This window comes from Streptomyces fagopyri (genome assembly GCF_009498275.1).
Taxonomy (GTDB): Bacteria; Actinomycetota; Actinomycetes; order Streptomycetales; family Streptomycetaceae; genus Streptomyces; species Streptomyces fagopyri.
This window is the reverse complement of the sequence record NZ_CP045643.1, coordinates 1,681,463-1,708,448: the sequence shown is the minus strand read 5'-3', so window position 1 is coordinate 1,708,448 and position 26,986 is coordinate 1,681,463. Positions and strand designations below refer to the sequence as shown.

Sequence of the window (26,986 nt, the reverse complement as noted above, 5' to 3'; positions counted from 1 at the left end):
GCACACGGCGGGGCCGTCGCCTACGGCCGGACTCTCGCGTGCGCCTTGACCCTCGCCTACGGCCGGACCCTCGCGGCGAGCGCGCGGGCCAGATAGGGGGCCGTCGTGCTTCCCGCCGCCCTCGCGACCTCGGCCGGTGGTCCCACCGCCACGATCCGGCCGCCGGCGTCCCCGCCGCCCGGCCCCAGGTCGATCACCCAGTCCGCGCCCGCGACCACCGCCATGGTGTGCTCGACGACCACGACGGTGTGGCCCGCGTCGACCAGTCCGTGCAACTGGCGCATCAGCACCTCGACATCGGCCGGATGCAGCCCGGCCGTCGGTTCGTCGAGGAGGTAGAGCGTGTGCCCGCGGCGGATGCGCTGCAACTCGCCGGCCAGCTTGATGCGCTGGGCCTCGCCGCCGGACAGCTCCGTCGCGGGCTGGCCGAGGCGCAGATAGCCGAGGCCCACGTCGAGGAGCGTGCTGAGGCTGCGGACCGCGGCCGGGGTGTCCCCGAAGAACTCCGCCGCGGTCTCCACCGTCATGTCCAGCACCTGCGCGATGTTCCTTCCCCGATGGGTCACTTCGAGGGTCTCGGGGTTGTAGCGGGCCCCGCCGCAGTCCGGGCACGGCGTGTACGTGCTCGGCAGGAAGAGCAGTTCGACACTCACGAACCCCTCGCCCTGACAGGTCTCGCAACGACCGCCGGCGACGTTGAACGAGAAGCGCCCGACACCGTAGTCCCGCCGGCGTGCCGCCCCGGTCCCGGCGAACACCTTGCGTACGACGTCGAAGAGGCCCGTGTAGGTGGCCAGGTTGGAGCGCGGGGTGCGCCCGATGGGACGCTGGTCGACGGAGACGAGCCGGCCGACCCCCTCCAGCTCCTCCGTCACCTCGCCGATGAGTGTGGACTTGCCGGAACCGGACACGCCCGTGACGGCGGTGAACACGCCGAGCGGGATCTCGGCGGTCGCTCCCCGCAGATTGTGCCGGTGCACCGGACCGACCTTCAACTGTCCGCGCGGGGAACGGACTTCACGTGACGGCGCGGGCGATCGGTCGAAGAGGAAGCGGGCCGTGGCCGACGCCTCGACCCCGGCGAGCTCCGCCACCGGACCGCTGTGCAGCACCCGGCCGCCGTGCTCGCCCGCCCGCGGACCGACGTCGACGAGCCAGTCCGCGGCACGTACGACGTCGAGGTGGTGCTCCACGACGAACACCGAGTTGCCCGCCGACCTGAGCCGGTCCAGGACCGTGAGCAGGGCCTCGGTGTCGGCCGGGTGCAGACCGGCGGACGGCTCGTCGAGCACGTAGACGACACCGAACAGTCCGGACCTCAACTGCGTGGCCAGCCGCAGCCGTTGCAGCTCCCCCGTGGAGAGGGTGGGGGTGGCGCGGTCGAGGCTGAGGTATCCGAGGCCGAGTTCGACGACGGGGGCGATACGCGCCCCGAGGTCGTCCGTGAGTACCCGGGCCGTCTCCCCGTCCGGGCGCAGCGTCGTCGCCAGCTCGGTCAAGGGCAGCGCGGCGAGCTCCGCGATCGTCCGCCCGGCGAAGGTCACCGCCAGCGCCTCGGGACGCAGTCGGCCGCCGCCGCACACCGGACACGGGGCGCTGCTGAGGAACCGCTCGGCCCTGGCCCGCAACGGCGCGCTCTTCGAATCCGAGAAGGTCTTCATGACATAGCGCCGTGCGCTCATGTACGTGCCCTGGTACGGGCGTTGGATACGATCCGCGTCCCGCACCGGGTGCACGGTGACGACCGGCTGCTCGTCCGTGAACAGGATCCACTCCCGCTCTCCGGCGGGCAGTTCGCGCCAGGGACGGTCCACGTCGTGGCCCAGCGCGTCGAGCACGTCGCGCAGGTTCTTGCCCTGCCAGGCACCGGGCCACGCGGCGATCGCGCCCGCGCGGATCGACAGTGAGGGGTCCGGGACCAGCAACTCCTCGCTCGTACGGTGGACGCGGCCGAGTCCGTGGCACTCCGGGCAGGCTCCGGCCGCCGTGTTCGGCGAGAAGGCGTCCGAGTCGAGGCGTTCGGCGCCGGCCGGATGGTCGCCGGCCCGGGAGAACAGCATCCGCAGGGAGTTGGAGAGATGGGTGACCGTGCCGACGGACGAGCGTGAGGTCGGCGCCGAACGGCGCTGCTGGAGCGAGACCGCGGGCGGCAGCCCGGTGATGTCCCCGACCTTCGGCGCCCCGACCTGGTGGATCAGCCGCCGCGCGTACGGCGCGACCGACTCGAAGTAGCGCCGCTGGGCCTCCGCGTAGATCGTCCCGAACGCCAGCGAGGACTTGCCCGAGCCCGAGACACCGGTGAAGACGGCGAGGACGTCCCGCGGAATGTCGACGTCCACGCCGCGCAGATTGTGCTCACGGGCGTTCCGTACCCGGACGTAGGGGTCGTGGGGGCCGTGCGGATCGGACATCGACGGGACTCCTGGGAGGGTCTGCGACCTGGGGACGTGCGGAGTGGGGACAAACCCCACCATTCTAATGTCGCGGCAGCTGGGCCCGCCGTTCGGATCAGGGGGCGGGGTGCGGGCCGGCCGCACGTCACCGCGCCGTGGTGTCACCCGGTCCGGACGGCGGGTCCTGGGCCGGGGTGAGTCCCGCGACCCGGGCGAGCGCGCGGAAGGAATCGAGCAGAGCCCCCCGGTCGTAGGTGCTCGTCGTGACGAGCACCTCCTGCGCACCCGTCTCGTCGAGCACCGCGGCCAGCTCGTCGGCGACCCGCTCCTCGGTTCCCGCGAGCTGACCGGTGAGCCCGGACTCGTAGAGGTCGCGCTCCTTGGCGGTCATCGCCAGGGTCTCGACGCGCTCGGCGGGCGGCAGCGGCGGGAAGGTGCCGTGCGTGCGCGCGTACGCCATCGACCAGGCCTCCGGGACCAGCAGCCGGTGCGCGTCGGCCGGCGTCGCCGCGACCGCGACCGTGCCGGAGACGACGACGTACGGTTCGCGCCCCCAGTCGGACGGACGGAACGCCGTACGGTAGTGATCGATCCCGCGCCGCATCCTGTCCCGGTTCCTGAGGTCGCCGATGACCAGCGGCAGGCCCGCCCGTGCCGCGATGTCCGCGCCCTCGCCCAGGGCGAGCACGAACGCCGGCACCGTCAGCCCCTCGGCGGGGCGCGCGTGCACCCCGGTCGGGGACGTGCCGCGGAACCAGCCCAGCAACTCGTCGAGCTGGGCCGCGAAGTCGGCGGAACCGGCCGCCTCCTTGTCCCGTCCCAGTGCCCTGCGCACGCCGGCGGTGAATCCGACGGAGCGGCCGAGGCCCATGTCGATCCGGCCGGGGAAGAGGGACTCCAGAACGCCGAACTGCTCGGCCACGACCAGGGGCCGGTGATTCGGCAGCATCACTCCGCCGGTCCCGACCCGGATGGTCCGGGTGGCCGCGGCGACCGCGGCGGCCAGTACCGTCGGGGCGGACCCGGCGACGCCGGGCACGCCGTGATGCTCCGAGACCCAGAACCGGTGGTAGCCGAGCCGTTCGAGTTCCTGGGCCAGACGCACCGTGTCGCGCAGCGCCTCGGCGGCGTCGTGCCCCTCCCGGGTGCGGGAGCGGTCGAGGACGGAGAAGCGCACACCGGCCCCGGTCGGGCGGTCCTTTCGCGCGAAGGCGCGCCGCTCCCGGTCGTGCCTCACCGGCCCCGAGTGAACGGCCTCGGCTCCGGTTCCGCTCCCGTTCCTGTCGGTCGTCACCGTGCTCACTCCCCACTGCGGCTTCCATGATCCGCCCGCTGTCCGGGACGGGCAAGGCCAGGGTGATCCCCGCGACCCGGGTCGGGTCGTGCACCACCGCGGCTTCCGGTCCAACACCGTTGCGGCCGCGGTGTTTCCCGAAGTGCTACCGGCGGTAACAACACGGGTGTCGCAGCAACACCGGCGGCGTCTCCCGCACCTCACGTACCTCCTACGGAAGGCAGCCCATGGAGAACTCTGTGCCCCCCACCGCGATCAGCAGACGCCGGGCCCTGACGGCGGCGGGCGGTGTACTGGCCGGTGCCGCCCTCGCGGCCCACACGGCACCCGCCTTCGCGGCCGGGTCGTCGGACGCGGACGCGATCGTCGTCGGCGGCGGGCTCGCCGGTCTGGTCGCGACGGCCGAACTGGCCGCCGCCGGCCGCAAAGTACTGCTTCTGGACCAGGAACCCGAGACCAACCTGGGCGGACAGGCCTTCTGGTCCTTCGGCGGTCTCTTCCTGGTCGACTCCGACGAGCAGCGCCTGATGGGCATCAAGGACTCCCGGGAACTGGCGTGGCAGGACTGGCTGGGGGCCGCCGGTTTCGACCGCGGTGTCGAGGACCCGGCCGGCCAGGACCACTGGGCCCGCAAGTGGGCCGAGGCGTACGTGGACTTCGCGGCGGGGGAGAAGCGGTCCTGGCTCTACGGGCTGGGCGTGCGGTGGTTCCCGATCGTGGGGTGGGCCGAACGCGGCGGCGGCCTCGCGGACGGACACGGGAACTCGGTTCCCCGCTTCCATGTCACCTGGGGAACGGGACCCGCCGTGGTCGAGCCCTTCGAGAAGCGGGTACGGGCCGCGGTCGCGGACGGCAAGGTCACCTTCAGGTTCCGGCACCGCGTCGACGAGATCGTGCGCACCGGCGGCGCCGTGACGGGGGTCCGGGGCGCGGTCCTCGAACCGAGCAACACGGCTCGTGGCAAGGCCAGTTCGCGCACGGTGGTCGGCGACTTCGAACTCCGCGCGCCGGTCGTGATCGTCACCTCGGGAGGCATCGGCGCCAACCACGACCTCGTACGGCGGAACTGGCCGGCGCGGCTCGGCACCCCGCCCAAGTTCATGGTCACCGGTGTGCCGGCCCATGTGGACGGCCGGATGCTCGGGATCACCGAGGCGGCGGGCGGGCGCATCGTCAACCCCGACCGGATGTGGCACTACACGGAGGGTCTCAGGAACTACGACCCGATCTGGGCCAACCACGGCATCCGGATCCTGCCGGGACCGTCGTCGATGTGGTTCGACGCCACCGGCAAGCGCTTCTCCGCCCCCGACCTCCCCGGCTACGACACCCTCCACACGCTCAAGTCGATCACCGACACGGGCTACGGCTACTCCTGGTTCGTGACGACGCAGAAGATCATCGCGAAGGAGTTCGCGCTCTCCGGCTCGGAGCAGAATCCGGACCTCACCAACAAGGACGTCTGGATGCTGCTCTCGCGCATCTGGCAGACCCCGGAGCCCATCGAGAAGTTCAAGAAGAACGGGGCCGACTTCGTGGTCGCCTCCACGCTGTCCGAACTGGTCACCGGCATGAACAAGCTGACGGGGGACGGACTGATCGATCTCGCCGGCCTCAAACGGCAGATCGACGCGCGGGACCGGGAGATCGACAACCCGTACACCAAGGACGCCCAGGTCATGGGCATACGCAACGCGCTCGCCTACACCGGGGACTCGCTCAGCCGGACCGCGCCGATCCACAAGATCCTGGACCCCGGCGCCGGACCGCTGATCGCCGTACGGCTCAACATCCTCACCCGCAAGACCCTGGGCGGTCTGCAGACCGACCTCTCCGGCCGCGTCCTGGACGCCGCCGGCACGCCGATTCCCGGTCTGTACGCGGCCGGTGAGGTCGCGGGATTCGGCGGCGGGGGAGTGCACGGATACCGCTCGCTGGAAGGCACCTTCCTGGGCGGCTGCCTGTTCTCGGGGCGGCAGGCGGGACGGGCGGCGGCCGCCGCGATCTGAACCCGGCGTACGGACCGCCGACGTATGGACCGTCGGCGTACGGACCGCCCGCGCGCGGACCCTCGGCGTGCGGATCGTGCCCGAGGAGCCCTGCCCGGCGGTCCGTGCGCCGGGCAGGGCACCGGTCCGCCGATCCGCGTGCCGATCCGCGTGCCGATCCGCGTGGCGGTCCGCGTGGCGGTCCGCGTGGCGGTCCGCGTGGCGGTCCGCGCGGCGGTCCGCGTGGCGGTCCGCGTGGCGCGGTGTCCGTAAACGGGGTCGGGCGTGTTCGGGCGGGTTCCGGAGAGGGAGTGCGTGGACCGGGGGTGCAGGGGCGTGCGAGCCGGTGCGGTGCGCGGGGGCCGCGTCCGTGCGGCCGATCGGCGGAGGCTGGGCGACTAAGCGAACCGTGACCGGGAAAATGGCAGTCCCGGAGCCCTTGCCGCCGGCTCGCGCGGTCGCGGAGGCAGGAGCGGCTCCACCCCCACGAAACGCGGGAGTACGCATGCAGTACGTGAAGCTCGGTTCGACGGGCCTGGACGTGTCCCGGATCTGCCTCGGCTGCATGAGTTTCGGGGTGCCCGGCCGGGGGACCCACGAGTGGACCCTCGACGACGAGGCCTCCCGCCCGTTGATCCGCCGGGCCCTCGAAGCCGGCATCACCTTCTTCGACACGGCGAACGTCTACTCGGACGGCACCAGTGAGGAGATCGTCGGCCGTGCGCTGGCGGAGTTCGCCCGCCGCGACGAGATCGTCCTCGCCACCAAGGTCAACGGCGCGATGCACGACGGTCCCAACGCGCGCGGTCTGTCCCGCAAGGCCGTCATGACGGAGATCGACAACAGCCTGCGCAGGCTGGGCACCGACTACGTGGACCTCTATCAGATCCACCGCTTCGACCCCGCGACGCCCGTGGAGGAGACGATGGAGGCCCTTCACGACGTCGTGAAGGCGGGCAAGGCCCGTTACATCGGGGCGAGTTCGATGTACGCCTGGGAGTTCTCCAAGGCGCAGTACACGGCACGGCTGCACGGCTGGACCCGGTTCGTGTCCATGCAGAACCACTACAACCTGCTCTACCGCGAGGAGGAGCGCGAGATGCTGCCGCTCTGCGCGGACCAGGGTGTCGGCGTACTGCCTTGGAGTCCGCTCGCGCGTGGCCGTCTCACCCGCGACCGGGACGTCACCACCGAGCGCAGCCGGACCGACGAGTTCGGCAGGAAGCTCTACCAGGAGGGTGACCGGGACATCGTCGACGCGGTCGGCCGGATCGCCGCAGACCGGGGCGTCCCGCGCGCCCTGATCGCCCTCGCCTGGCTGCTGGGCCGCAGCACCGTGACCGCTCCCGTCATCGGCGCCACCAGGGCGGGCCATGTCGACGACGCGGTGGCCGCCCTCGACGTGGAACTCACCGAGAAGGAGGTCGGTGAACTGGAGTCGCCGTACACGCCCCGGGCGATCAGCGGGCACTGATCCACGGCGCCGATCCGTTCGCCGCGCCAAATCCCTCATCGGGCAAAAGCAATGCGCACATGAGCGGCTCCTGGCGGGCGGCGAATCCGGTGCCGCCGCCGCAACAGACGGCCGTGATATTGGGAGCGCTCCCAATTGGGGGCGCTCCTTGCGTGTGTCTCACCGCCGGTGGCCGGTGAAGGCCCTTCCCGCCTGCGTGTCCTCGGGAGACGAGTGCCGCGCGCGACGGCCCGGCGGAAGGCCGGGGATTTCTGTTTCCTTTTTACGGGGGCTTCTATTGACGTTTCGTCAATCTTGGTCGCGCCCGGCGGAATGGGGAAAACGAGGCCATCACTTGTTTCTGCAAGGTCCGCTGTGCAAAGGTGTGCCTTGTTGGCGTGCAGACAATATTTACTTCCTTCTGTGCGTGCACGGTGTGGCCGCCCGGCCCGCTTCCGGAGAGTCGTCGAAGCGGGTGTTCGCGGCGGCACGGTCCCCCATGGGTGGCCCCTTCGCCTGGCCGCGCGGGCTGCCTGTCCATGGGTATGGACCAATTGACGTGTTGCCTTTGGGAGGAAAGCGGACGTGAACGACCCCGCCCTGTCTCAGTCCCCGGAATCCGCTCGCTTGTTCGAGATATCGGATGAGCGACTGGCGGCCGAACTGAAGAAGAGCTCGGGGAACACGCCCGCGCAGCATCCCGTCGGAGAACTCCTCGACCGCCACTGGGAAGCGGTCTTCGGCTACGCGCGGTTGTGCACCAACGGCGTGCGTCCCGCCGGAATGCTGACGACGGCGGCATTCACCCGGCTGTTCGGCGAATCCCTGCGGCAGACCGGACCGACGGCCGCCTGGCGGCCGCAGTTGCTGGTCACCGTGCGCCGCATGACCGCCGAATGGCTCGCGGACCAGCGGCGGGAATCACTCCACCCCGAACTCCTGGCCGGCCCGGACGGCGAGGAGGGGGTCGTGGCGCGGCTCCTTCCGCCGGAGAGCATGCGACTGCTGTCCCGCGCGTTCCAGCGGCTCCCGGAGCCCGCCCGCTGCCTGCTCTGGCACGCCGAGGTCGAGGCCGAGCAACTGAGCGTGCCCGCAGCGCTGTTGGGCATCCGCGAGGACGCCGCCCTGGTCGAGCTGACCCGGGCCCGGGACCGCCTGCGCGAGGGCTGCCTGGAACTCCACCGCGAACTGGCGCCCGAGGAGGAGTGCCGCCAGTACCACCGCATGCTGGATGTGTCGCTGCGGCGCGGCGGTGACGAACTCGACCCCGATCTGCGGCGGCACATGGGTCGCTGCCGCCACTGCCGGCACACCGCCGCCCAGTTGAACCACTTCAACGGCGAACTCGCCCTGCCGCTCGCCGAGTCCGTCCTCGGCTGGGGCGCCGAGGCCTATCTCGCCTCCCGTCCCGGACGCGCCGCGATCGTGGAGGTGATGGCCGACGTGCCCGGCGACCTCGGCGTCCACCCGGCCCTCCCTCTTCCCGCCGACGCCCCCCTCCCGCCGAGCCGGCCTCCGCGCGTGCCGCCGAGCGGTCAGTCGCCCGCCCACTCCCGCCCGGCGGCACACAAGGCGCCCCGGCGCTCGCCGGGCCGCCGCAACATCGCGCTGGCCGCACTGACCGCGAGCGGTCTGATCCTGGTCCCGCTGGCCCTGTGGGCGGCCCAGGGCTCGGACGGCGCCCCCGAGGGCGCCGGGCCTTCCGGCAGGCCGAGTTCGGGCCCCGTCAAGGCACCCGGAGCGAAACCGTCCTGGATAGGGGACGCGGCGAACGGCACCGTGCGCGGCCGGTTGCGCAACCTCAAGACCGGACTGTGTGTCGGCATCGTGGGCGGGAAACTCGTGAAGGGCGCGGAGACGGCGCTCACATCGTGCTCCTCGGACGCGGCGCAGGAATGGTCGTATGAGGCGGACGGGGTGCTGCGTGACGTCGCCGACCCGGGCCTGTGTCTCGACTCCCACCTCGGCTACTCGGTCCAACTGGCGCCCTGTACCGCCGAGTCGGGAGCGGCCGGCAAGAACGTGCGCTATGACTTCACCCTTCAGGGAGAGCTGGTGCCCCGCGGCAATCAGGACCTCGCCCTCACTCCCGCCGCCACCAACGGCGCGGGAGCCCTGGTCCTCAAACTCCGCAAGGACCAGGCCGTCCAGCACTGGACCCTGGACACCTCGTCGCCCTCGCTCCAGATGGCGGCGGTGAACTGGGACGCCGACGGCGCGACCACCGGGTCCCCGACCCGGGAACCCTCCGGATCCCCGCGACCGGGTTCGCCGAACGGTACGTCCGGGGCGTCGCCCGAACCCACGGCCGGGCCGTCGACGTCCGCCCCGGGTCCCACGCCCTCCTGCTCTCCGTACGACTGCTCGTCGGCGGGCGGCCAGTACGGCACTCCGGACTACGGCGACGGCGGCTCATGGGGGAACGGCGGGTACGGGTACGGCGGGTACGGCGGCGGTCACGGCTACGGATCCGGAGGCGGCGGCCACCGCTGACGCCGTCCGCTGCGGCCCCACCGCCGGGGACCACACCGCCCGGGGCCGGCACCGGGCGCGGACCGCCCGCGCCGAGAGGTCACCCCGCGGTGGGCGACCCCCCGGTGGCCGGCGCGGAGGCGGCCGTGCCCAGGAACTCCGCCCAGCCGCCGAGGGGCGACCGCCCGGGTTCGAGCGTGCGCAGCTTGCGCAGCACCGCGGGGTCCTGGGCCTCCAGCCACTCCACGAGCTGGCGGAACGAGACCAGGCGCACCTCGTCGTGCCCCGCTATCCGCTCGACGGCCTGCTCGACCGCGTCCATGTATATGCCCCCGTTCCACCGCTCGAAGTGGTTGCCTATGAAGAACGGGGCCCGGTTGCTCTCGTAGGCCCGCTGGAATCCGGCGAGGTAGCTGTCGCGGGCCTGTGTGCGCCAGGCGTCGTACTGGGAACGGTCGCCGAGCGGGTTGGCGTTCGACTGGTTGGCCATCAGGTTGTAGTCCATGGACAGGACCTGGAAGGTGTGGCCGGGGAACGGGATGGACTGCAGCGGGAAGTCCCAGACGCGGCCGTTGTGGACCTTGCCCGGCCACATCTGGAGGCCGCCGGGAGAGCTGGCGTCGTACTTCCATCCGAGGGCGGCGGCCGTCGGCAGCAGATTGGACTGGCCCTCCAGACACGGGGTGCGGCCACCGATCAGCTCCTTGTCGTAGTCGAAGGGGAGCGGTTCGAGATCGGTGAAGCCGGTGTTGGTCTTCCACTCGGTGACGAACTTCTTCGCCTGGTCGATCTCGCTGCGCCACTCGGCGGGGGACCAGCGGCGCACTCCGTCCGCGCCGCAGAAGTGACCGTTGAAGTGGGTGCCGATCTCGTGTCCCTCCAGCCAGGCGCCCCGGATCTGCTGGAGCGTCGCGTGGATGTGCCGGTCGGAGAGGTAGCCGATCGCGGAGGCGCCGACCGGGTGCTGCGGAGGGCTGTAGAGGTGCTTCTTCGACTCGGGCAGCGTGTAGATGCCGCTGAGGAAGAACGTCATCGACGCGCCGTGGTCGGCGGCGACCTTGCGGAACCGCGAGAACAGCTGGTTGCTGAGTTCGCCCGCGCCGTCCCAGGAGAACACCACGAACTGCGGCGGACGCTCGCCGGGCTTCAGCCGCTCGGCCTTCGGCTGCTTGGGCTGGGCCCCGGTGTCGGCGGTGGAACCGTCGCCGATGAGCCGGGGCCGCGGGGTCGCGTCCCGCACCTCCCCCTTGCCGTCGCCGCCCACGGACCAGTCGTTCGCCGAGCAGGCGGAGAGCGCGCCGAGCGCTCCCGCCGCGGCCGTCGCGGTCAGCAGACGCCTGCGTGAGATGCCGGTCATGGTGAACCCCCGATGTCCTCGATGCCGCTCCCGCGCCGCGCCGGAGCCTCCGTTGCTGTGACGCGCCGCTCGGTGGAGGGTGCGTCAAACGGTGTGATGCGGGGATGCCGGGGAAAGGTCGCCCGCGGCGGCACGTGTTGCCGTTCCGTGACAAACCCCGCCGGTCCGCGGGGCGGACGGCGGGGCGGGGGCGGACGGGGACGGACGGGGACGGACGGGACGGACGGCGGGGAGCGGCCGGGAGCCGCCGGGAGCGGTGAGGCGGCCGGGAGAGGTGGCGCGGCCGGGAGAGGTGGCGCGGCCGGGAGCGGTGAGGCGGGCGGGATCAGGCGCCGGTACCCGCCCGGACGACCGTCAGGGAGACCGAGGAGGAATTCCCCGACACCGGGACCTTGCCGCCCTTCCAGGTCGCCTTGAGCGGGTCCCGCTCGTCGGGCGGCGTGACGACCAGCGACGCCGGGGTGGCCGTGTGCGCCCCGCTGATCTCCGGGTTCGAGAAGGTCAGACCGGCCCACGCGCTCTGTCCGGGGGCCAGTGCGACCGTACCCGGCGATCCGGGGGAGCGCTTCGGGTCGGGGCCGAGCTGCTTGCCGGAGGCGTCGACGAAGGCCGCCCCGGGGTAGCCGCGCAGGGTGCAGGTGCGGTGGGAGGTGTTGGTGAGGACGACGGGGAAGTTCTCCTGGCCCGCTCCCGGGTCGTTGGCGCCGACCGTCGCGCGCAGCTCGGAGGTGTGGCAGCGGGTGGTCGCCGTACCGCTTCCCGTCGAGGCCGTGGCGGAGGCGGAGCCCGACACCGGTGTCGAGGTCCTGCCGTCGCCGGCCGACGCGGTACCGGTGCCCGAGGAGCCGTCCGGGGTCGTGTCGCCGGAGGCCGGCCGGGCCGTGCCGGGGAGTCTCTGCGGGGTGCCGCCCGTGCCGTTGTCGGTGCCGCAGGCCGAGAGCGTGCCCAGCAGCGCGATACCCGCGACCACCGCCGCCCAGTGCGCGCGGGAGGACGTACGGCGTACGGGAACCTCGTCGCCGTGCCGGAAGGTCGCCATGTCAACACTCCTTCGAATTCACCGCACGCCGTGACCCGTGCGTACGGCGCTCTGTGCTCCGTCACCAGTGTCCGATGCGCGCCGGCCGGAGAAAGTTCGCGGGTCCGGCACACGTTCTCGTCAGGTGCCTACCCGTACCGACCCGAGCACACGGTCGGTGGCGTCGCTGTCGCCCTTCTGGCGGATCTGTACGTAGAGCCGCGGCTGTGCGGCGCCGCCCGCGGGCGTGAGCCCGGCCTCCGTGAGCGAGCCGTGAGCGCCGGGGCAGTCGCTCCAGGTCCTCACCGGGCCGTGCCAGTGCGCGCCGGCGTAGCTGCGGCTGCCGTCGTAGTGGCAGCCGGTGTGGGCGAGCGAGGCGACCTCGGCCCGTACGTCACCGTGCTCGCTCAGGCCGACGAACACCCCGTCGACACCCGAGCGCAGGTCCTGCCACGCGGCCAGGTCGTCCGCGACCGCCAGCCCCGGCTCGTGCGCGTCCGGCAGACCCACGGTCCGCGGGTTCCACCCGGAGTCGCGCAACTGGCGGGCCCAGCCGCGCGGCACCTCGACGGTGAGCCGTCCCGAGGCGTCCGAGACCCGCACGGACCCGCCGGAGGAGTGCCGGGTCACCAGCGCGGCGGTCACGCCGCCGGCTGCGACCACGACCGCGAGGGCCACCGCGGCGACCACGGTCCGTCGACGGCGCCGGGTCGTACGGGCCGCCGAGGCCGGCGTCACCTCGGCCAGCCGCTCCAGCTCCTCGGCCAGGTCCAGGGCCGTGGGCCAGCGCCGCTCCCGGTCCGGTTCCATGGCACGCAGCAGCGCCCGCTGGACACCCGGGGCCAGGCCGGTACGGAGCCGGTCGGGGCGTACGACCTTGCCGGGCGGCCCGGGGACCGTGCCCGTGACCAGGTGGTAGCCGAGGGCTCCCAGGCTGTACACGTCGGCCCGCGCGTCGATCCCGGACCCGGGCCGGGACTGCTCCGGAGGGGTGTAGCCCGCGGAACCCGCGGCCATCGTCAGCCCGGAGGCGTGCGCCAGGCTCTTGGCCAGACCGAGGTCCGCCAGCAGCACGCGGTCGCCCGCGCCGGGTGCCGTGCGCAGCAGTACGTTGGACGGCTTGATGTCGCGGTGCACGATCCCGGCCTTGTGCAGCGCGGCCGCGCCGCGGGCCGCGAGAGCGGTCAGCCGCAGGGCCTCGGGCACCGGGAGGGATCCACCGCCGACCCGGTCCTCGAGGGTGCCCCCGTCCGCGTACTCCATGACGAAGTAGGGCCTGCCGTCAGGGAGCTCGCCGATGTCGTAGACCTGGACGACCCGGTTCGAGTCGGCCTTGCGCAGCAGCCGGGCCTCGGAGAGGAAACGCTCCCGGACGTCCAGGTGGTCGGCCCAGTTCTCGGACAGCACCTTCACGGCGACGACCGCGTCCAGCACCTCGTCGTGGGCGAGCCAGACCACGCCGAAGCCGCCGGCGCCCAGGCGCCGGTCCAGACGGTAGCGGCCGATCCGCTGCGGAGGGTGCATGCGACTATCATGCCTGGCCTCTGATCGACACCGAGGGGAGCACCCAGTGCAGGACGCGGCGGGAACCGAAGAGCTCGCGCTGCGGGCGGCCGCGGGCGATCCGGGCGCCCTGGATCTGCTGCTCCAGCGACTGGGGCCGGAGGTCATGCGGCGCTGCGCACGTTTCCTGCCGTGCCGCGAGGACGCCGAGGAGGCGGCCCAGGACGTCCTCCTCCAGGTGGCCCGGAAGATCGACGGGTTCGAGGGCCGCAGCCGCTTCAGCACCTGGCTGTACACGGTCGTCGCCAACTGCTCCCGCCAGAAGTACCGCGAGCTGAAACGGCGGGCCGCCGAGCAGCCGGACGTCATCGACGCCTCGCAACACGTCGACCCCCGCACCACGAGCGTCATCGCCGGCTCCCGCATCGACCTCCTGGAGGCGCTGGAACGGCTGGAGCGCGAACACCCGCACCTCGTGGCGCCGTTGGTCTACCGGGACATCTGCCAGCTGGAGTACGCCGAGGTCGCGGAGCGGGTCGGTATTCCGCTCGGCACGCTCAAGTCCCGTCTGCACGAGGCCCGTAAGCAGGTCAGGCCCTGGCTGGCCGACGCCTCCTGACGCGACGGCGCTCGTACGGTGGCGCCAACACCCCTTTCGGGGAAGGGAGTCGGAGCGGGGGGTGAGTCCGTCGGGGCCGGGAAGCGCGGGCGTGCTCGGAGGTTCCTCCGCCGGACGCGTTCACGGGGTTCCGCGTCCCCGGGCGCACCGGGAGCAGCGGGCCTTCGGGGGCGGGCCCTTTAGGGTGGTCGGCGTGACGCAGAAGAACAGCAGACCGCTCGCCGTGTTCGACCTCGACGGTACCCTCGCGGACAGCGGGCACCGGCAGCGGTTCCTGGAGCGCACCCCGCGCGACTGGGACGCGTTCTTCGCGGCCGCGCCGCAGGACCCGCCCCTGGCGGAGGGCGTGGCCCTGGCCACGGAGAGCGCGCGCGAGTGCGACGTGGTCTACCTGACCGGCCGTCCCGAGCGCTGCCGCCGTGACACCGTCGCGTGGCTGGCCGCCCAGGGGCTGCCCGAGGGGCCGGTCTGGATGCGGCGCGACGACGACCGCAGGCCCGCCCGCCGTACCAAGTCGGAGACCCTCCGCCGACTCGCCCGCGACCGTGAGATCCGGGTGCTCGTGGACGACGACGAACTCGTCTGCGACGAGGCGGAGCGGGCCGGGTTCACGGTCGTACGGGCACGCTGGGCGACCGCGTCGGCGACCCTGAAGGACGCGCAGGGCCGCGAGGGGCGGACCTGACCCGCGCGGTGCGGCTCGTCCGGCCGGGACGCACCCCGACCTGAGCCGCCTGCCGGGCTCGGACCTGGCCAGGCGGGCCAGGCAGGTCAGGCCAAGCCGGGCGGACAGAGCACTCAGACGGGCGGGTCAGGGAGGCAGGCAGCGCGGGACGGGTGGCATGGTGCCGAACCGGCCGGTGTGCCACTGGCAGGTGTGTGACGGCCCGGCCCGGACGGCCCGGCCTGCACCGGACGGCCCGGCCCGGCCCAGTAGGGACGGCCCGGACCGCACCGGAGCGGTCCGCGCTCTCGTGGCGGCCCGACGCGCAGCTCGGCGAGGACGTGGCATGTGGCCCCGCGTCGGGGCCACATGCCGGGCCGTCCGGCGCCCGGTCGCGTCAGGCGTCGTCCTCCAGACGGAAGCCGACCTTCAGACCCACCTGATAGTGCTCGACCTCGCCGTCCACGATCTGCCCCCTGACCTGGGTGATCTCGAACCAGTCCAGGTTGCGCAGGGTCTGCGAGGCGCGGGCGATCCCGTTGCGGACGGCCTGGTCGATCCCCTCGGGGGAGGTGCCGACGATCTCGGTGACCCGGTACGTGTGGTCGGTCATGCGGGTGCTCCTCTCCGCCGTGGCGGGTGTGCCACGCGTCATTCCACGGTGCCTCACGGCGCCGCCGTACGCGAGATGGCCGCGGTCCGGTGGCCGGTCGCCCTTGACGGGTCTGATTGGTCCATACCAAAATCAGAACACCCGTACGAGCGCTGCGCTCGTCCCCCACGCCGGGTTCCCATTCCGCTGTCCGCAAGACAGAACAGGACCCTTCTTCGTGACGCGTCGTCTGCTCGCCCTCGCCTGTGTGACCGCCTCCCTGCTGACCGCCTGCGGAGCTCTGCCGGGGGAGGGCGGCGGACGTCACACCGTGACCGTGTGGCTGATGAAGGACAGCGCGTCCGAGGATTTCCTCAAGCGGTTCACCGAGGACTTCGAACGCACCCACCGGGGCATCGCCCTGGACATCCGCATCCAGCAGTGGACCGGGATCGTCCAGAAGGTCCAGGGAGCGCTGGAGCGCGAGCGAGGCGACGGCCCGGACGTCATCGAGGTGGGCAACACCCAGGTGGCGCAGTACGTGGACCGGGGCGGCCTGAGCGACCTGACGCTGGAGTCGGTGCGCGACTGGGGCATGGACGACTGGCTCCCGGGGCTCGCCCAGCCCGGCCGGTTCAGCACCCGCCAGTACGGCGTCCCGTGGTACGCGGCGAATCGCGTCGTCATCTACCGCAAGGACCTCTTCGACCAGGCCGGGATCAAGAAGCCGCCGAAGACCCGCGACGAGTGGATCGAGGACACGAGGCGGCTCGACTCGGCCGGGAACCAGGGGATCTATCTGGCCGGGCAGGACTGGTACACCTTCGCCGGGTTCGTCTGGGACGAGGGCGGCGAACTCGCGACGGAGTCCGCCGGGAGCTGGCGGGGCTCCCTGCGGACGCCCGCGGCCCTGCGCGCCATGGACTTCTACCGGCGGCTCCAGGCGCTCGGCTCCGGACCCGCCGACGCCGACGAGGAACACCCGCCGCAGGCCGGGGTGTTCGCCGGCGGTCGGGTCGCTCAGATCGTGGCCGTACCGGGGCTGGCCCAGGCCGTCGTGGAGCAGAACCCGGCGCTCGGGAAGAAACTCGGGTTCTTCCCCGTCCCCGGCAGGACGGCCGCCGAGCCCGGCGCCGTCTTCACCGGCGGCTCCGACCTCGTGGTGCCCAAGAACACCGACGACAGAAGGGCGGCCACGGCCGTCGTCTCGGCCCTCGTCGGCGCCAAGTGGCAGACCCGGCTGGCCCGGACGATGAACTACGTGCCCAACAAGACCACTCTCGCGGGCGCGGTGGCCGGCGAGGAGGGTGCCGCGGCCATGGCGGTGGGCGCCGCGCACGGCCGGGCGACCCCCGCCTCGCCCCGGTGGGCGGCCGTCGAGGCCGACAACCCGATCAAGTCCTACATGACCAAGGTCCTGACCGGGGCCGACCCCGGGACCGAGGCGGAGCGCGCCTCCCGGCTGATCACGGAACGGCTGGCGGAGACCGGGGGATGAGTCCTTGGCCCGCGGTCCGCGGCGGGCGTCACCGCAGGAAGCCCGCGTAGTTGTGCTGCTCGATCTGGCTGCTGATCTGCTTCACGGTCTCCAGGCCCACGCTCACGATGATCAGGATGCTCGTACCGGTGAGCTGGTTGGCGCCGCCGAAGCTCGCGAACGCCACGGTGGGGACCAGGGCGATCAGGCCCAGATACAGGGCGCCCGGCCAGGTGAGCCGGTTGAGGACGTAACCCAGGTACTCGGCCGTGGGCCGGCCGGCCCGCAGGCCCGGGATGAACCCGCCGCTCTGTTTGATGTTCCCGGCCACTTCCTCCGGGTTGAACGTGATCGCCACATAGAAGAACGCGAAGAACACGATCAGCAGGAAGTACGCGATGACGTAATACGGATGGTTTCCGCGGACGAAATTCTGGGTGACCCAGGTGGCCCACGCGGCGTGCGAGTTGGAGAACTGTGCGATCAGCGCGGGGATATAGAGGAGCGAGGAGGCGAAGATGACCGGGACCACACCGGCCTGGTTGACCTTCAATGGGATGTAGGTCGCCGTTCCGCCGTACGACTTACGGCCGATCATCCGTTTCGCGTACTGCACAGGAATGCGGCGCTGTGCCTGTTCCACGAAGACGACCAGGGCCACCATCGCGAACCCGACGAGAATGACGACGCCGAAGCCGAACCAGCCGTCGGCGATCTGGCCCTCCTCTTTGACAGTCCACAGCGCGCCGGGGAACGTGGAGGCGATGGAGATGAAGATGAGCATCGACATTCCGTTGCCGACACCGCGTTCTGTGATCATCTCTCCGAGCCACATCACACAGGCCGTCCCCGCGGTGATCGTCAGCACCATCACCACCGTGGTGAGGACCGAACCGTCAGGGACGATGCCCGCCGCCGTCGGGCAACTGGGGAACAGCGCGCCGCTGCGGGCGGTCGCGACCAGGCCCGTGCCCTGGAGCACGGCGAGGGCCACCGTCAGATAGCGGGTGTACTGGGTGATCTTCCCCTGCCCGGCGGCGCCCTCCTTCTTCAGCGCCTCCAGCCTCGGGATGACCACCGTCAGCAGCTGAAGAATGATGCTCGACGTGATGTACGGCAGAATGCCCAGCGCGAACACGGTGATCTGGAGCAGGGCCCCGCCGCTGAACAGGTTGACCAGGCCCAGCAGACCGCCGTTCTTCGTCGCCGCGTCCACACACGTCTGCACGTTCCGGTAACTCACGCCGGGGAGCGGGACATGCGAACCGACGCGGTACAGCACGATGATGCCGAGCGTGAACAGCAGTTTCTTACGCAGGTCCGGGGTTCTGAAGACCTTGGTGAATGCGCTCAGCAAGGGTTCCTCCTTCGCCCCCGCGCCAGCACGCCAGAGGTGAACAGAAGCAGATGTTCCGAGCCCGGGAACACGCTCGGGAACGCAACGCGAAGCAATCCTTCGCGACGTAGGGAAATTCAAGCCCCATCATCGAATGCGGCATCCCGGTCGGCAACCGGAAAGACCCCGGCGGACACCGCCGGCAGCGGGGCTGTTCACCGGGCCGGCGTATCCCGGGCGTCATTCGGTGAGCACGATCGGGCGCGCGGAAAAGCCACGCCGGTAGCCGGTAGCCGGTAGCCGGTGCCGGTGCCGGTGCCGGTGCCGGTGCAGGTGCCGGTGGTCGGCAGCCGGACGCGGACTCCGGGCCGTACACGCGCAACGGGCGCCGGCGGTGTGCTGCGCCGGCGCCCGTTGCCCGATGGTGCCCGGGTTCACCGCCCGGGCGGTCTGTCACACCACGTGCGACCTCACCTGACCACGCTCAACGACAGCGCGAAACGGCCCTCGCGGTCCGTCCACCAATGGGCCAGGTCGAGCCCCGCGGCGGCGAGTTCGCGCCGCACCCCCTCCTCGCGGAACTTCGCCGAGATCTCGGTGCGCAGGTCCTCACCGTCGGCGAAGTCGACGGCGAGGTCGAGGGCGGGGATCTTCACGGTCTGCTCGGTGCGCGAACGCAGCCGCATCTCGATCCACTCGTGCTCGGCGTCCCAGAGGGCCACATGGGTGAACGCGTCCGGATCGAAGTCGGCGCCGAGTTCACGGTTGACGACGGTCAGGACGTTCTTGTTGAACTCGGCCGTCACTCCGGCCGCGTCGTCGTACGCGGCGACGAGCACCGACTCGTCCTTGACCAGGTCCGTGCCCAGCAGCAGCGTGTCGCCGGGGGAGAGCAGGGCCCGTACGGAGGCCAGGAACGCGGCGCGTTCGCTCGGCAGCAGATTGCCGATGGTGCCGCCGAGGAACGCCACCAGACGCGGTCCGGGTGTGCCCGGGAGCGCGAGACCGCCGGTGAAGTCGGCGATCAGCGCGTGCACACCGAGGTCCGGGCGTTCGGCGATCAGCGCGTGTCCGGCCTGCGTCAGCGCGCTCTCGCTGACGTCGACCGGCACGTACGTGTGCAGCCCGGGCAGCGCGTCGAGCAGATGACGGGTCTTCTCGGACGAGCCCGAGCCGAGTTCGACGAGGGTGCGCGCACCGGTCACCCGGGCGATCTCCCCGGCCCGGGCGGCCAGGATCTCGCGTTCGGCCCGGGTGGGGTAGTACTCGGGCAGTTCGGTGATCTTGTCGAAGAGCTCGCTGCCGTGCGCGTCGTAGAACCACTTCGGCGGCAGCGTCTTGGGCGTGTGGGACAGGCCGTGCAGGACGTCGGCGCGCAGCGCGGCCTCGGTGGCGTCCTCGGGCAGGGTGCGGGTGAGAAGGAACGGACTCACGTGCTGGGCTCCTTCGGACGTGCGGATGCCATGGGGTGGTGGGGGGCGTCGTGGGCGGGCACGCCTTGGCGGTCGTGCGGGTCCTTGAGGGGGGTGAGCAGGACGTCGGTGCGGGTCGCCACGAGCAGCGTGCGGTCCGGCACCTCCTGCCACCGTGGGTCGTCGTCGTACGGCTCGGAGGCCACGACGGTGCCGTCACCGGGTGCGGCGAGGTACCAGAGGGTGTCGCCCCAGGCCGTCGCGGTGATCGTGGCGCCGTCGGTGAGCAGCAGGTTGAGCCGGGAACCCGGGGCGGCCTCGGCGACCTCCAGGACCGTGTCGGCCAGCGCCCGGCTCGTGTCGTCCCCGGTGCGCAGCCGCTGCAAGGCCAGCGCCCAGACGAGCGCCGAGTCGCAGCGGGCCTCCAGCGACAGCAACTCCGCGGCGGGCAGGCCGCGGGCCAGCGGGGCGAGGGAGTGGGGCCAGCCGAGAACGGCGCCGTTGTGGCTGAACAGCCAGGTGCCCGCGGCGAACGGTGCCGCCGCGGCCTCGCCGTCCGCTCCCGCCCGGGTGGCGTCCCGTACGGCGCCGAGCAGCGCCCCGGTCCGTACGACACGGACCAGGTCCGCGAAGGACTGGTCGCCCCAGATGGGTCCGGCGCGCCGGTACCGCGCGGGCACCGGATCGCCTTCGGCGTACCAGCCGATCCCGAAACCATCGGCGTTGACCGTCCCGTACCGCTGCCGGCGGGGCGCCCACGACTGCCGGAACAGACTGTGCGGCGGTTCCGTCAGCAGCGCGCCGATCGGCGTCTGGGGACCCAGGTACGCCAGATGACGGCACATCAGGCGTTCCCGTCGCGGGCGGTGCGGAACCCGGAGAAGATCTGCCGCCGGATCGGGTAGTCCCAGTTGCGGAAGGTGCCCCGGCAGGCGACCTTGTCCACGGCGAACGAGCCGCCGCGCAGTACCTTGTGCTCCGGCCCGAAGAAGACCTCCGAGTACTCCTTGTACGGGAAGGCGGCGAAACCGGGATAGGGCGCCAGGTCGCTCGACGTCCACTCCCACACGTCGCCGATCAACTGCCGTACGCCGAGCGGGGACTCGCCCGCCGGATAGCTGCCGGCCGGGGCCGGTCGCAGATGGCGCTGGCCGAGGTTGGCGTGCTCGGGGGTGGGGTCCGCGTCGCCCCAGGGGTAGCGGGTGGAGCGGCCGGAGGCCGGGTCGTGGCGGGCCGCCTTCTCCCACTCGGCCTCGGTGGGCAGCCGGCGTCCGGCCCAGCGGGCGTAGGCGTCGGCCTCGTACCAGCACACGTGCAGAACCGGCTCGTCCGGCGGTACGGGCTCGGTGACGCCGAAGCGGCGCCGCAGCCACTGTCCGCCCTCCCGGCTCCAGAACAGCGGCGCCTCGATGCCATGGGTCCGGATGTGGGTCCAGCCCTCCGGGCTCCACCAGCGCTCGGTGGCGTAGCCGCCGTCCTCGATGAAGGCCCGGTAGGCGGAGTTGGTCACCGGAGTGGTGTCGATGAAGAACGCCGGGACCTCGCGCCGGTGCGCGGGCCGCTCGTTGTCCAGTGCCCACGGCTCGGTGGACGTGCCCATCGTGAACGGGCCGCCCGGGACGAGCACTTCGGCCGGTCCCGTGAACGGCGGGGCGGGGTCGGGGTCCGGCGCGGTGAGGGCGGCCGGTCCCCTGCGGAGCTGATGGGTGATCAGCATCGTCTCGTCGTGCTGCTGTTCGTGCTGCGCGATCATGCCGAACGCGAAACCCGCCTCGGTCAGCGGAGTGCCGCGGAAGGCGGTGCCCTCCAGGACGTCCAGTGCGCGCCCGCGCACCTCTGCGGCGTACCGCCGGGCCTCCGCGGGCGGAAGCAGCGGCAGTGAGGGCCGCTCGGCGCGCGGATGCTCGAACGCGTCGTACAGCCCGTCTATCTCGGGCCGCATGGCGTCACGCCCCGCGACCGCGCGCAGCAGCCACAGCTCCTCCTGGTTGCCTATGTGCGCGAGGTCCCAGACCAGCGGGGACATCAACGGCGAGTGCTGCGCGGTCAGCTCGGGCTCCTCCACACAGGACGTGAGGAGCGCGGTGCGGTCACGGGCCGTGGTCAGTGCGTCGAGCGCGCGCTCCCTGAGCGACTCGGGGTCCGTGGGTGATGTGGGGGCGGTCATGTGCGGATGTCCTTCCCGTGGGACCGGTCCTGGGAGCGGTCTTCGGACCGGTCTGCGGACAGGTCGTGGGACCGGTCGTGGAGCGAACCGTGGAATTGGCTGTGGAACTGGCTGAGCAGGTCGTCGGCGGGGCAGCGCCCCCGGGCCACGTAGCGGTCCGTGAACCGCGCGACGGCCTCCCGCACCTCCGTGGTGGCACCGAGACGGGGCAGCGCCTCGGCGGCGGCCGCGAAACAGGTCACGGCGGCCTCGCGCAGCTCGGGGTCGGTCAGGCCGTGCCGGGCGGCGTCGATCCACAGCGGATTGCACGGAGCCGGCAGACCTTCCGCCCGCTCCGCGAGGGGCTTGACGGTCCGGTAGGCGATCTCCGCCGCCTCCGGGTCGTCGAACAGTGCCGCCGTCACCGCGAGCGGCACGATCCACCCGTCCTCGCCCGGCTGCGCGTCGATCATGCGCAGTTCCAGATGCCCGCGGGGGCGCACCGGCGGGAACAGGGTCGTGAGGTGATAGTCCAGATCCGCCCGGTTCGGCGGGGTGCCGGACCGGGTCCACTCCCGGAAGGTCAGCCCCTCGGGCACCTCCCAGGGGCCTTCCGGCGCCCGGACGCACATCACCGGTGCGTCCAGGACGTGCCGGGCCCAGGCGGCGCGCGGATCGCCGTCCAGCGCGGGCGCGGCGGACCGGCCCGGGTCCATGGCCGTCCACAGGGACTGCCGCGTGGAACGCCAGCCGGTGTGGCGGCCCTGGGCGAGCGGGGAGTGCGCGAACGCGGCCACTAGGACCGCGCCCAGCTGGTTCGCCAGCCACCAGCGGCGCCCGTGGCCGAGCGGGCCGGGCTCCTCGTACCCGGCGTCCAGGCACACCTGGACCGAGGCGGAGGAACACATCATCGCCCGGCCCTCGGGGCCCGTGCGGTCCAGGTAGCGCTCCATGGCGTCGTAGCGCGGCTCACGGAGGTAGCGGTTCGGGGGGTTCCAGGGTTCGTGGCCGAGGCCGCTGAGGCCGAGGCCCGCCTCGCGCAGTACCGCGCGTACCGCGTCGAGATCGGCGGACACGGACCCGATGCACTCCATCAGGGAGCCGGCGGGTGCGGAGCTGAGCTCCAGCTGGCCGCCGGGTTCGACGGTGAGCGCCGAACGCAGGGTCAGGGTCCGCAGAGCGGCGTAGGCCGCTTCGAGCTGTTCAGGTGTTGCGGGGAGCCGCGGCGGCCGCAGCTCGTGGACGAGCCATTCCACTTCGACACCGAGGGTGCGGGGTGGTCCGGTCTTGAAGCAGATGCCTCGGACCAGCGCTTCCACCTCGGCCTCGGTGACGGCGGAGCGTCGCTCCGTACAGTCACTCACCGAATCGGACATGTAGGGATCCTCCTGAGATTCCACCATGCCGCCGGCCCGGCGTCTGTGGTGCCGGACCGGCATTGCTCGTCCCACCCAAGACCCTCTCGCCGGTTCGCACAAGGGTGCAAATCGACGTGCCCGGGATCCAGGGGCACTCTCGACGCGGCCCACACGCCACTCCGCGCGGAGCCGCGAAATTCTGTTGCGCCGCACGACCAGCATCGCTCACGATGCGTCCGTGGGCACGACGGGGGAGATCGCGCGGGGCGTTCGCATGGCGTGTACGGGGGTCGCGCCATGAGCGCACGCCTGCGCGCGATCGCGCGGCAGACCGAGGACGCCGTTGCGGCGGGTTCGTACCGCGGTCCGCACGGACGGGTGGTGCCCATCGCCGCGGCGGTCGAGGCCGCCAAGGCCGGGACGCGGATGTACGGGCCGGGTCCGGTCGGGCTGCCCGCCGGCGGCCCCGCGGCACCGGCCGCGGGCTTCGCGCGCACGTCGTTCGAGGTCACGGGCGAGAGCAGCACGCGGGCCGCGAGACGGCTGACGGGCGAGCGGGCCGAGGGCCCGCCGGGCCCCGTCGCCGTGCTGAACTTCGCCTCGGCGCGCAACCCCGGCGGTGGCTACCTCAGGGGCGCGCAGGCCCAGGAGGAGGATCTGTGTCGGGCGTCGGCGCTCTACACCTGTCTGCTGCGGGCCGGTGAGTTCTACGACCACCACCGCGCCCACCGGGACCCGTTCTACACCGACCGGGTCATCCACTCGCCGGCCGTGCCCGTCTTCCGTGACGGCCGGGGTGAGCTGCTCGACGAGCCGTACACCGCCGGCTTCCTGACCGCCGCGGCCCCGAACGCCGGAGTCGTGCTGCGCACGGCCCCCGAGCGCGCGGACGAGCTGCCGCGCGCCCTCGCCGTCCGGGCCGAGCGGGTCCTGGAGACCGCCGCGGTCCAGGGGTACCGGCGCCTGGTCCTGGGCGCCTGGGGCTGCGGCGTCTTCCGCAACGACCCGGCGCAGGTCGCCGCGGCGTTCCGCGGCCTGCTGGTCGGGGGCCGCTTCGAGGGGTACTTCGACCAGGTGGTGTTCGGGGTCCTGGACCGTACCCCGCGCGCGGCGACCCGAGCCGCATTCGAACGGGCGTTCTCGTCGGTGGCGGACGGACATCCGGACACCGACGCCCCGCCGATCGGGTGAGGGAGACCGCGTGACCCGCCGGCCGCGCGGTCCGCGCGGCCGCGCGGTCCCCGGCGCGTCCTTCTCCGGAGCGGAAGTCGGGAGAGTTCCCACGGCTCCCCGGACTCCCGGGGCCGAGATGCCCCGCCCCTCCGGTGCCCGGGCGCTCAGCGCCAGCCGTAGCGCTCCCGCAGGCGGTGCACCACCAGGTTGAACCGCATCCGGTCCAGCGCGCACGCCTCGCGCCGCATGCCGTCCTCGTGCAGCCGCAGGACCCGGTCCACGGCCACCCACGAGTCCCGGCCCGTCCGGTCCCACGGACCGCTGCCTATCGGTACCCACTCCCGGTCGCCGTCGTGTCGCTTGCTCGACAACTGGACGGCGAGCAGGGTGCCCCCGTCCTCGCGCGCGACGACGAGCACCGGACGGTCCTTGCCCCGTCCGTCGTTCTCCTCGAAGGGCACCCAGGTCCAGACGATCTCGCCGGGATCGGGGTCGCCGTCGTGCGCGGGCGAGTACTCCGTCCGCACCCGGCCCACCTCGCGGGGCTCGGCCTCCGTGGTGGCCGAGGGGCCGTAGCGGCCGGGGACATGCTCGTCGGTTTCATCGGTAAAGGCGTTCACGCGGGCCACGTTAGAACCCGCGCGACCGCGGCTCGTCGACGGGGCCCCACGGGACGGACCCGACGACGCACACACGCCCCCGCACGGCACGCGCGTGGCCCCGGGCGGAGCGGCCATTGGCCCTGAGCGGAGCAGCCATTGGCCCCGCGCGGCACGCACATGGCCCCGCGCTGAGCCGACTTCGGGCGTACGGGAGCCAACTCCCGTACGCCACCCTCGTACGCCCGAAGCCTCAGCGGGTCACTTGCCGTCCCCCTCCACCTGCACCTTCTCCGCGCGCGGCGGCACGACTCCGTTGACCGCCGCGCCGTTGCCCGCGGTGGCCCCGTCCTGGTTCATCGACGAGAGCAACTGCCGGGCCAGACCCAGGCCCGTACCGCCCATGGTGAGCGCCTTGGCGAACATGTCCGACATGCCGTCGGCGCCGTTGAGCAGCACCATGTGGTCGACGTTGCCGAACGCGCTCGCACCCGCCTGGACGATCTCCGGCCAGTTCTCGGCGAGTTGCTGGGCGACCACCGCCTCCTGGTTCTCCGCGAGGGCCGCGGCCCTCGCCTTGATGGTCTCCGCCTCCGCGAGACCCTGCGCACGGGTCGCCTCGGCGGTCGCGAGGCCCTTGGCCTGGGCCGCGGCGGCCTCGGCCTCACCGGTGGCCCTGGTCGCCATGGCGGCCGCGGCACCCCGCGCCTTCGTCGCCTCCGCCTCGGCGTTCGCGGCGGTCTTCACCCTGTTCGCCTCGGCCGCCGCCGCGAGTTCGGTCTCCTTGGCCTTGGCCTGCGCTGCGGAGATCCGCGCGTCGCGTTCCGCCTCGGCCCGCGCACGGGTCTCGTACGCCTGGGCGTCCGCCGGCTTGCGGACGTCCGCCTGGAGCTGCTGCTCACGACGGAGGGCATCGAGCTCGGCGATCCGGGTCTCCTGTACGACGACGTCCTGCCGGGCCGCGGCGTCGGCGAGCGGACCGGCCTGCCGCGCCTTCGCCGCCGCCTTGTCACGCTCGGCCTGGTAACCGGCCTGGAGGATCTCGCTGTCCCGGGTCGCCTCCGACATCCGGGCCGCGGCCTTCTGTTCGGCCTCGGTGGCGAGACGGTTCGCCTCCGCCTGCGCGATCCGCGCGTCCCGCTGTACGGCGGCGGCGTGCGGCATCGCGAGGTTCTTGATGTAACCGGTCGGGTCCTCGATCTCGTGGATCTGCAGCGAGTCGACGATCAGACCCAGCTTCTCCATCTCGGTACCGCACGCGGCCCGCGTCTGACCGGTCAGCTTGTCCCGGTCGCGGATCATGTCCTCGACGGTCAACCCACCGACGATGGACCGCAGATGACCGGCGAAGACGTTGTGCACCCGCTCCGACATCATCTTCTGCTGGTCGAGGAACCGCCGACCCGCGTTGGCGATCGACACGAAGTCGTCGCCCACCTTGAAGATGACCACGCCCCGCACCTTCAGCGGAATGCCCTGCGTGGTCACGCAATCGACGTGCAGCTCGGTCTCGTTGAGGTCCAGCGAGATCTTCCGCACCGCCTGCACACCCGGTATCACCAGCGTGCCGCGCCCCGTCACGATACGGAATCCCATGCCCTCTTCGAGGCCCTCGGTCCGATGCTTCGAACCGGAGATGATCAGAGCCTCGTTGGGCTCCGCGACCCGCCACATGAGCTTGAAGACCACGATCACGAAGATCAGTGCGAGGACAACAGTCCCCGCCACGACGCCGACAACCATCGGCATACGCCCCCTTTTGATGGTGCCCTATCGGCACCGAACGAAGGGAGTGTGCTCCTGTGCGGGACCAGGGTGAAGACGCTGACGGTTCCTTGTTGCAATCTTGACGCACACCGCTCTCACCTGGGACGGAGTGCGCACTGACGAGCCGTCAACTGTCATACGCGGCCGAGACGTACACCGTGCGTGGCGCCAGGTACTCGACGACCATCACCACGGTGCCGCGCTCGATCCGCTCCCGCGCGACGGCGGGGTAGGCGAGGAAGTGCTCGGCGCCGCCGCGCACGCGGACGATCACCTCACCGACCAGCCCGGGGCCGACCGTCCCGGTCACCCGCCCCATCAACCCGACCATCGACGCATCGTCCATGACCCCAGCGTACGGCGCG

Annotated in this window: 21 protein-coding genes; 7 read left to right on the top strand and 14 right to left on the bottom strand. The window is 72.1% G+C overall.

Annotated elements, in window-relative coordinates:
• Positions 1 to 56: 56 nt before the first annotated feature.
• Positions 57 to 2,411, bottom strand: coding sequence for an ATP-binding cassette domain-containing protein (locus GFH48_RS07275; protein ID WP_153287472.1), 2,355 nt, complete (start codon positions 2,409 to 2,411; stop codon positions 57 to 59).
• A gap of 127 nt (positions 2,412 to 2,538) precedes the next feature.
• The gene (locus GFH48_RS07270) at positions 2,539 to 3,570 is read right to left on the bottom strand and encodes an LLM class flavin-dependent oxidoreductase (RefSeq protein ID WP_153292762.1); all 1,032 of its coding nucleotides are present in this window, start codon (positions 3,568 to 3,570) and stop codon (positions 2,539 to 2,541) included.
• 344 nt (positions 3,571 to 3,914) lie between these two features.
• On the opposite strand from GFH48_RS07270, the gene GFH48_RS07265 reads away from it, so the two are divergent.
• The 3 genes from GFH48_RS07265 to GFH48_RS07255 all read left to right on the top strand — a co-directional run bounded on the left by GFH48_RS07265 (position 3,915) and on the right by GFH48_RS07255 (position 9,621).
• Positions 3,915 to 5,696, top strand: coding sequence for an FAD-binding dehydrogenase (locus GFH48_RS07265; RefSeq protein WP_153287471.1), 1,782 nt, complete (start codon positions 3,915 to 3,917; stop codon positions 5,694 to 5,696).
• A gap of 484 nt (positions 5,697 to 6,180) precedes the next feature.
• Positions 6,181 to 7,149, top strand: coding sequence for an aldo/keto reductase (locus tag GFH48_RS07260; protein WP_153287470.1), 969 nt, complete (start codon positions 6,181 to 6,183; stop codon positions 7,147 to 7,149).
• Between the two features lie 564 nt (positions 7,150 to 7,713).
• Entirely contained in the window at positions 7,714 to 9,621 is a 1,908-nt protein-coding gene (locus GFH48_RS07255) for a ricin-type beta-trefoil lectin domain protein (RefSeq protein WP_153287469.1), read from the top strand.
• A 79-nt stretch (positions 9,622 to 9,700) separates the two neighbouring features.
• On the opposite strand, the gene GFH48_RS07250 is transcribed toward GFH48_RS07255, so the two are convergent.
• From GFH48_RS07250 to GFH48_RS07240, 3 genes are all read right to left on the bottom strand, one after another.
• Positions 9,701 to 10,957, bottom strand: a complete 1,257-nt coding sequence (locus GFH48_RS07250) for a polysaccharide deacetylase family protein (RefSeq protein WP_194280520.1) — start codon at positions 10,955 to 10,957, stop codon at positions 9,701 to 9,703.
• A gap of 325 nt (positions 10,958 to 11,282) precedes the next feature.
• Positions 11,283 to 11,996, bottom strand: a complete 714-nt coding sequence (locus GFH48_RS07245) for a DUF4232 domain-containing protein (protein ID WP_153287468.1) — start codon at positions 11,994 to 11,996, stop codon at positions 11,283 to 11,285.
• A 120-nt stretch (positions 11,997 to 12,116) separates the two neighbouring features.
• Complete coding sequence (locus GFH48_RS07240; RefSeq protein ID WP_153287467.1) at positions 12,117 to 13,499, bottom strand: serine/threonine-protein kinase; 1,383 nt, start codon at positions 13,497 to 13,499, stop codon at positions 12,117 to 12,119.
• 46 nt (positions 13,500 to 13,545) lie between these two features.
• Here GFH48_RS07240 and GFH48_RS07235 point away from each other — a divergent pair, with 46 nt between their 5' ends.
• The gene (locus tag GFH48_RS07235; protein ID WP_153287466.1) at positions 13,546 to 14,097 is read left to right on the top strand and encodes an RNA polymerase sigma factor; all 552 of its coding nucleotides are present in this window, start codon (positions 13,546 to 13,548) and stop codon (positions 14,095 to 14,097) included.
• A 193-nt stretch (positions 14,098 to 14,290) separates the two neighbouring features.
• Positions 14,291 to 14,782 (top strand): phosphatase domain-containing protein, encoded by a 492-nt coding sequence (locus GFH48_RS07230; RefSeq protein WP_153287465.1) that lies wholly within the window; start codon positions 14,291 to 14,293, stop codon positions 14,780 to 14,782.
• A 376-nt stretch (positions 14,783 to 15,158) separates the two neighbouring features.
• Here the strand turns inward: GFH48_RS07230 and GFH48_RS07225 are convergent, their stop codons facing one another.
• The gene (locus GFH48_RS07225) at positions 15,159 to 15,374 is read right to left on the bottom strand and encodes a dodecin (protein ID WP_153287464.1); all 216 of its coding nucleotides are present in this window, start codon (positions 15,372 to 15,374) and stop codon (positions 15,159 to 15,161) included.
• 217 nt (positions 15,375 to 15,591) lie between these two features.
• Between GFH48_RS07225 and GFH48_RS07220 the strand changes: the two genes are divergently transcribed.
• Entirely contained in the window at positions 15,592 to 16,851 is a 1,260-nt protein-coding gene (locus tag GFH48_RS07220; protein WP_153287463.1) for an extracellular solute-binding protein, read from the top strand.
• Positions 16,852 to 16,879: 28 nt separating this feature from the next.
• Here GFH48_RS07220 and secY read toward each other — a convergent pair whose 3' ends face one another.
• The 5 genes from secY to egtA form a co-directional block, all read right to left on the bottom strand.
• Complete coding sequence (secY, locus tag GFH48_RS07215; RefSeq protein ID WP_153287462.1) at positions 16,880 to 18,187, bottom strand: preprotein translocase subunit SecY; 1,308 nt, start codon at positions 18,185 to 18,187, stop codon at positions 16,880 to 16,882.
• 449 nt (positions 18,188 to 18,636) lie between these two features.
• A complete protein-coding gene (gene egtD / locus GFH48_RS07210; protein WP_153287461.1) occupies positions 18,637 to 19,599 on the bottom strand; it encodes an L-histidine N(alpha)-methyltransferase in 963 nt (320 codons plus the stop codon).
• The gene (egtC, locus tag GFH48_RS07205) at positions 19,596 to 20,423 is read right to left on the bottom strand and encodes an ergothioneine biosynthesis protein EgtC (protein WP_153287460.1); all 828 of its coding nucleotides are present in this window, start codon (positions 20,421 to 20,423) and stop codon (positions 19,596 to 19,598) included. Before egtC ends, egtD begins: the two co-directional genes overlap by 4 nt.
• Positions 20,423 to 21,745, bottom strand: a complete 1,323-nt coding sequence (gene egtB, locus GFH48_RS07200; protein ID WP_153287459.1) for an ergothioneine biosynthesis protein EgtB — start codon at positions 21,743 to 21,745, stop codon at positions 20,423 to 20,425. Before egtB ends, egtC begins: the two co-directional genes overlap by 1 nt.
• Complete coding sequence (egtA, locus tag GFH48_RS07195) at positions 21,742 to 23,100, bottom strand: ergothioneine biosynthesis glutamate--cysteine ligase EgtA (RefSeq protein ID WP_153287458.1); 1,359 nt, start codon at positions 23,098 to 23,100, stop codon at positions 21,742 to 21,744. Before egtA ends, egtB begins: the two co-directional genes overlap by 4 nt.
• 279 nt (positions 23,101 to 23,379) lie before the next feature.
• Between egtA and GFH48_RS07190 the strand changes: the two genes are divergently transcribed.
• Positions 23,380 to 24,273: a TIGR02452 family protein gene (locus tag GFH48_RS07190; RefSeq protein ID WP_194280519.1), complete on the top strand. Its 894-nt coding sequence runs from the start codon at positions 23,380 to 23,382 to the stop codon at positions 24,271 to 24,273.
• A gap of 146 nt (positions 24,274 to 24,419) precedes the next feature.
• On the opposite strand, the gene GFH48_RS07185 is transcribed toward GFH48_RS07190, so the two are convergent.
• From GFH48_RS07185 to GFH48_RS07175, 3 genes are all read right to left on the bottom strand, one after another.
• Positions 24,420 to 24,875: a type II toxin-antitoxin system PemK/MazF family toxin gene (locus tag GFH48_RS07185; protein WP_153287456.1), complete on the bottom strand. Its 456-nt coding sequence runs from the start codon at positions 24,873 to 24,875 to the stop codon at positions 24,420 to 24,422.
• A gap of 240 nt (positions 24,876 to 25,115) precedes the next feature.
• Positions 25,116 to 26,603: a flotillin family protein gene (locus GFH48_RS07180; RefSeq protein WP_153287455.1), complete on the bottom strand. Its 1,488-nt coding sequence runs from the start codon at positions 26,601 to 26,603 to the stop codon at positions 25,116 to 25,118.
• A 145-nt stretch (positions 26,604 to 26,748) separates the two neighbouring features.
• Positions 26,749 to 26,967, bottom strand: a complete 219-nt coding sequence (locus GFH48_RS07175) for a hypothetical protein (protein ID WP_153287454.1) — start codon at positions 26,965 to 26,967, stop codon at positions 26,749 to 26,751.
• Positions 26,968 to 26,986: the final 19 nt, after the last annotated feature.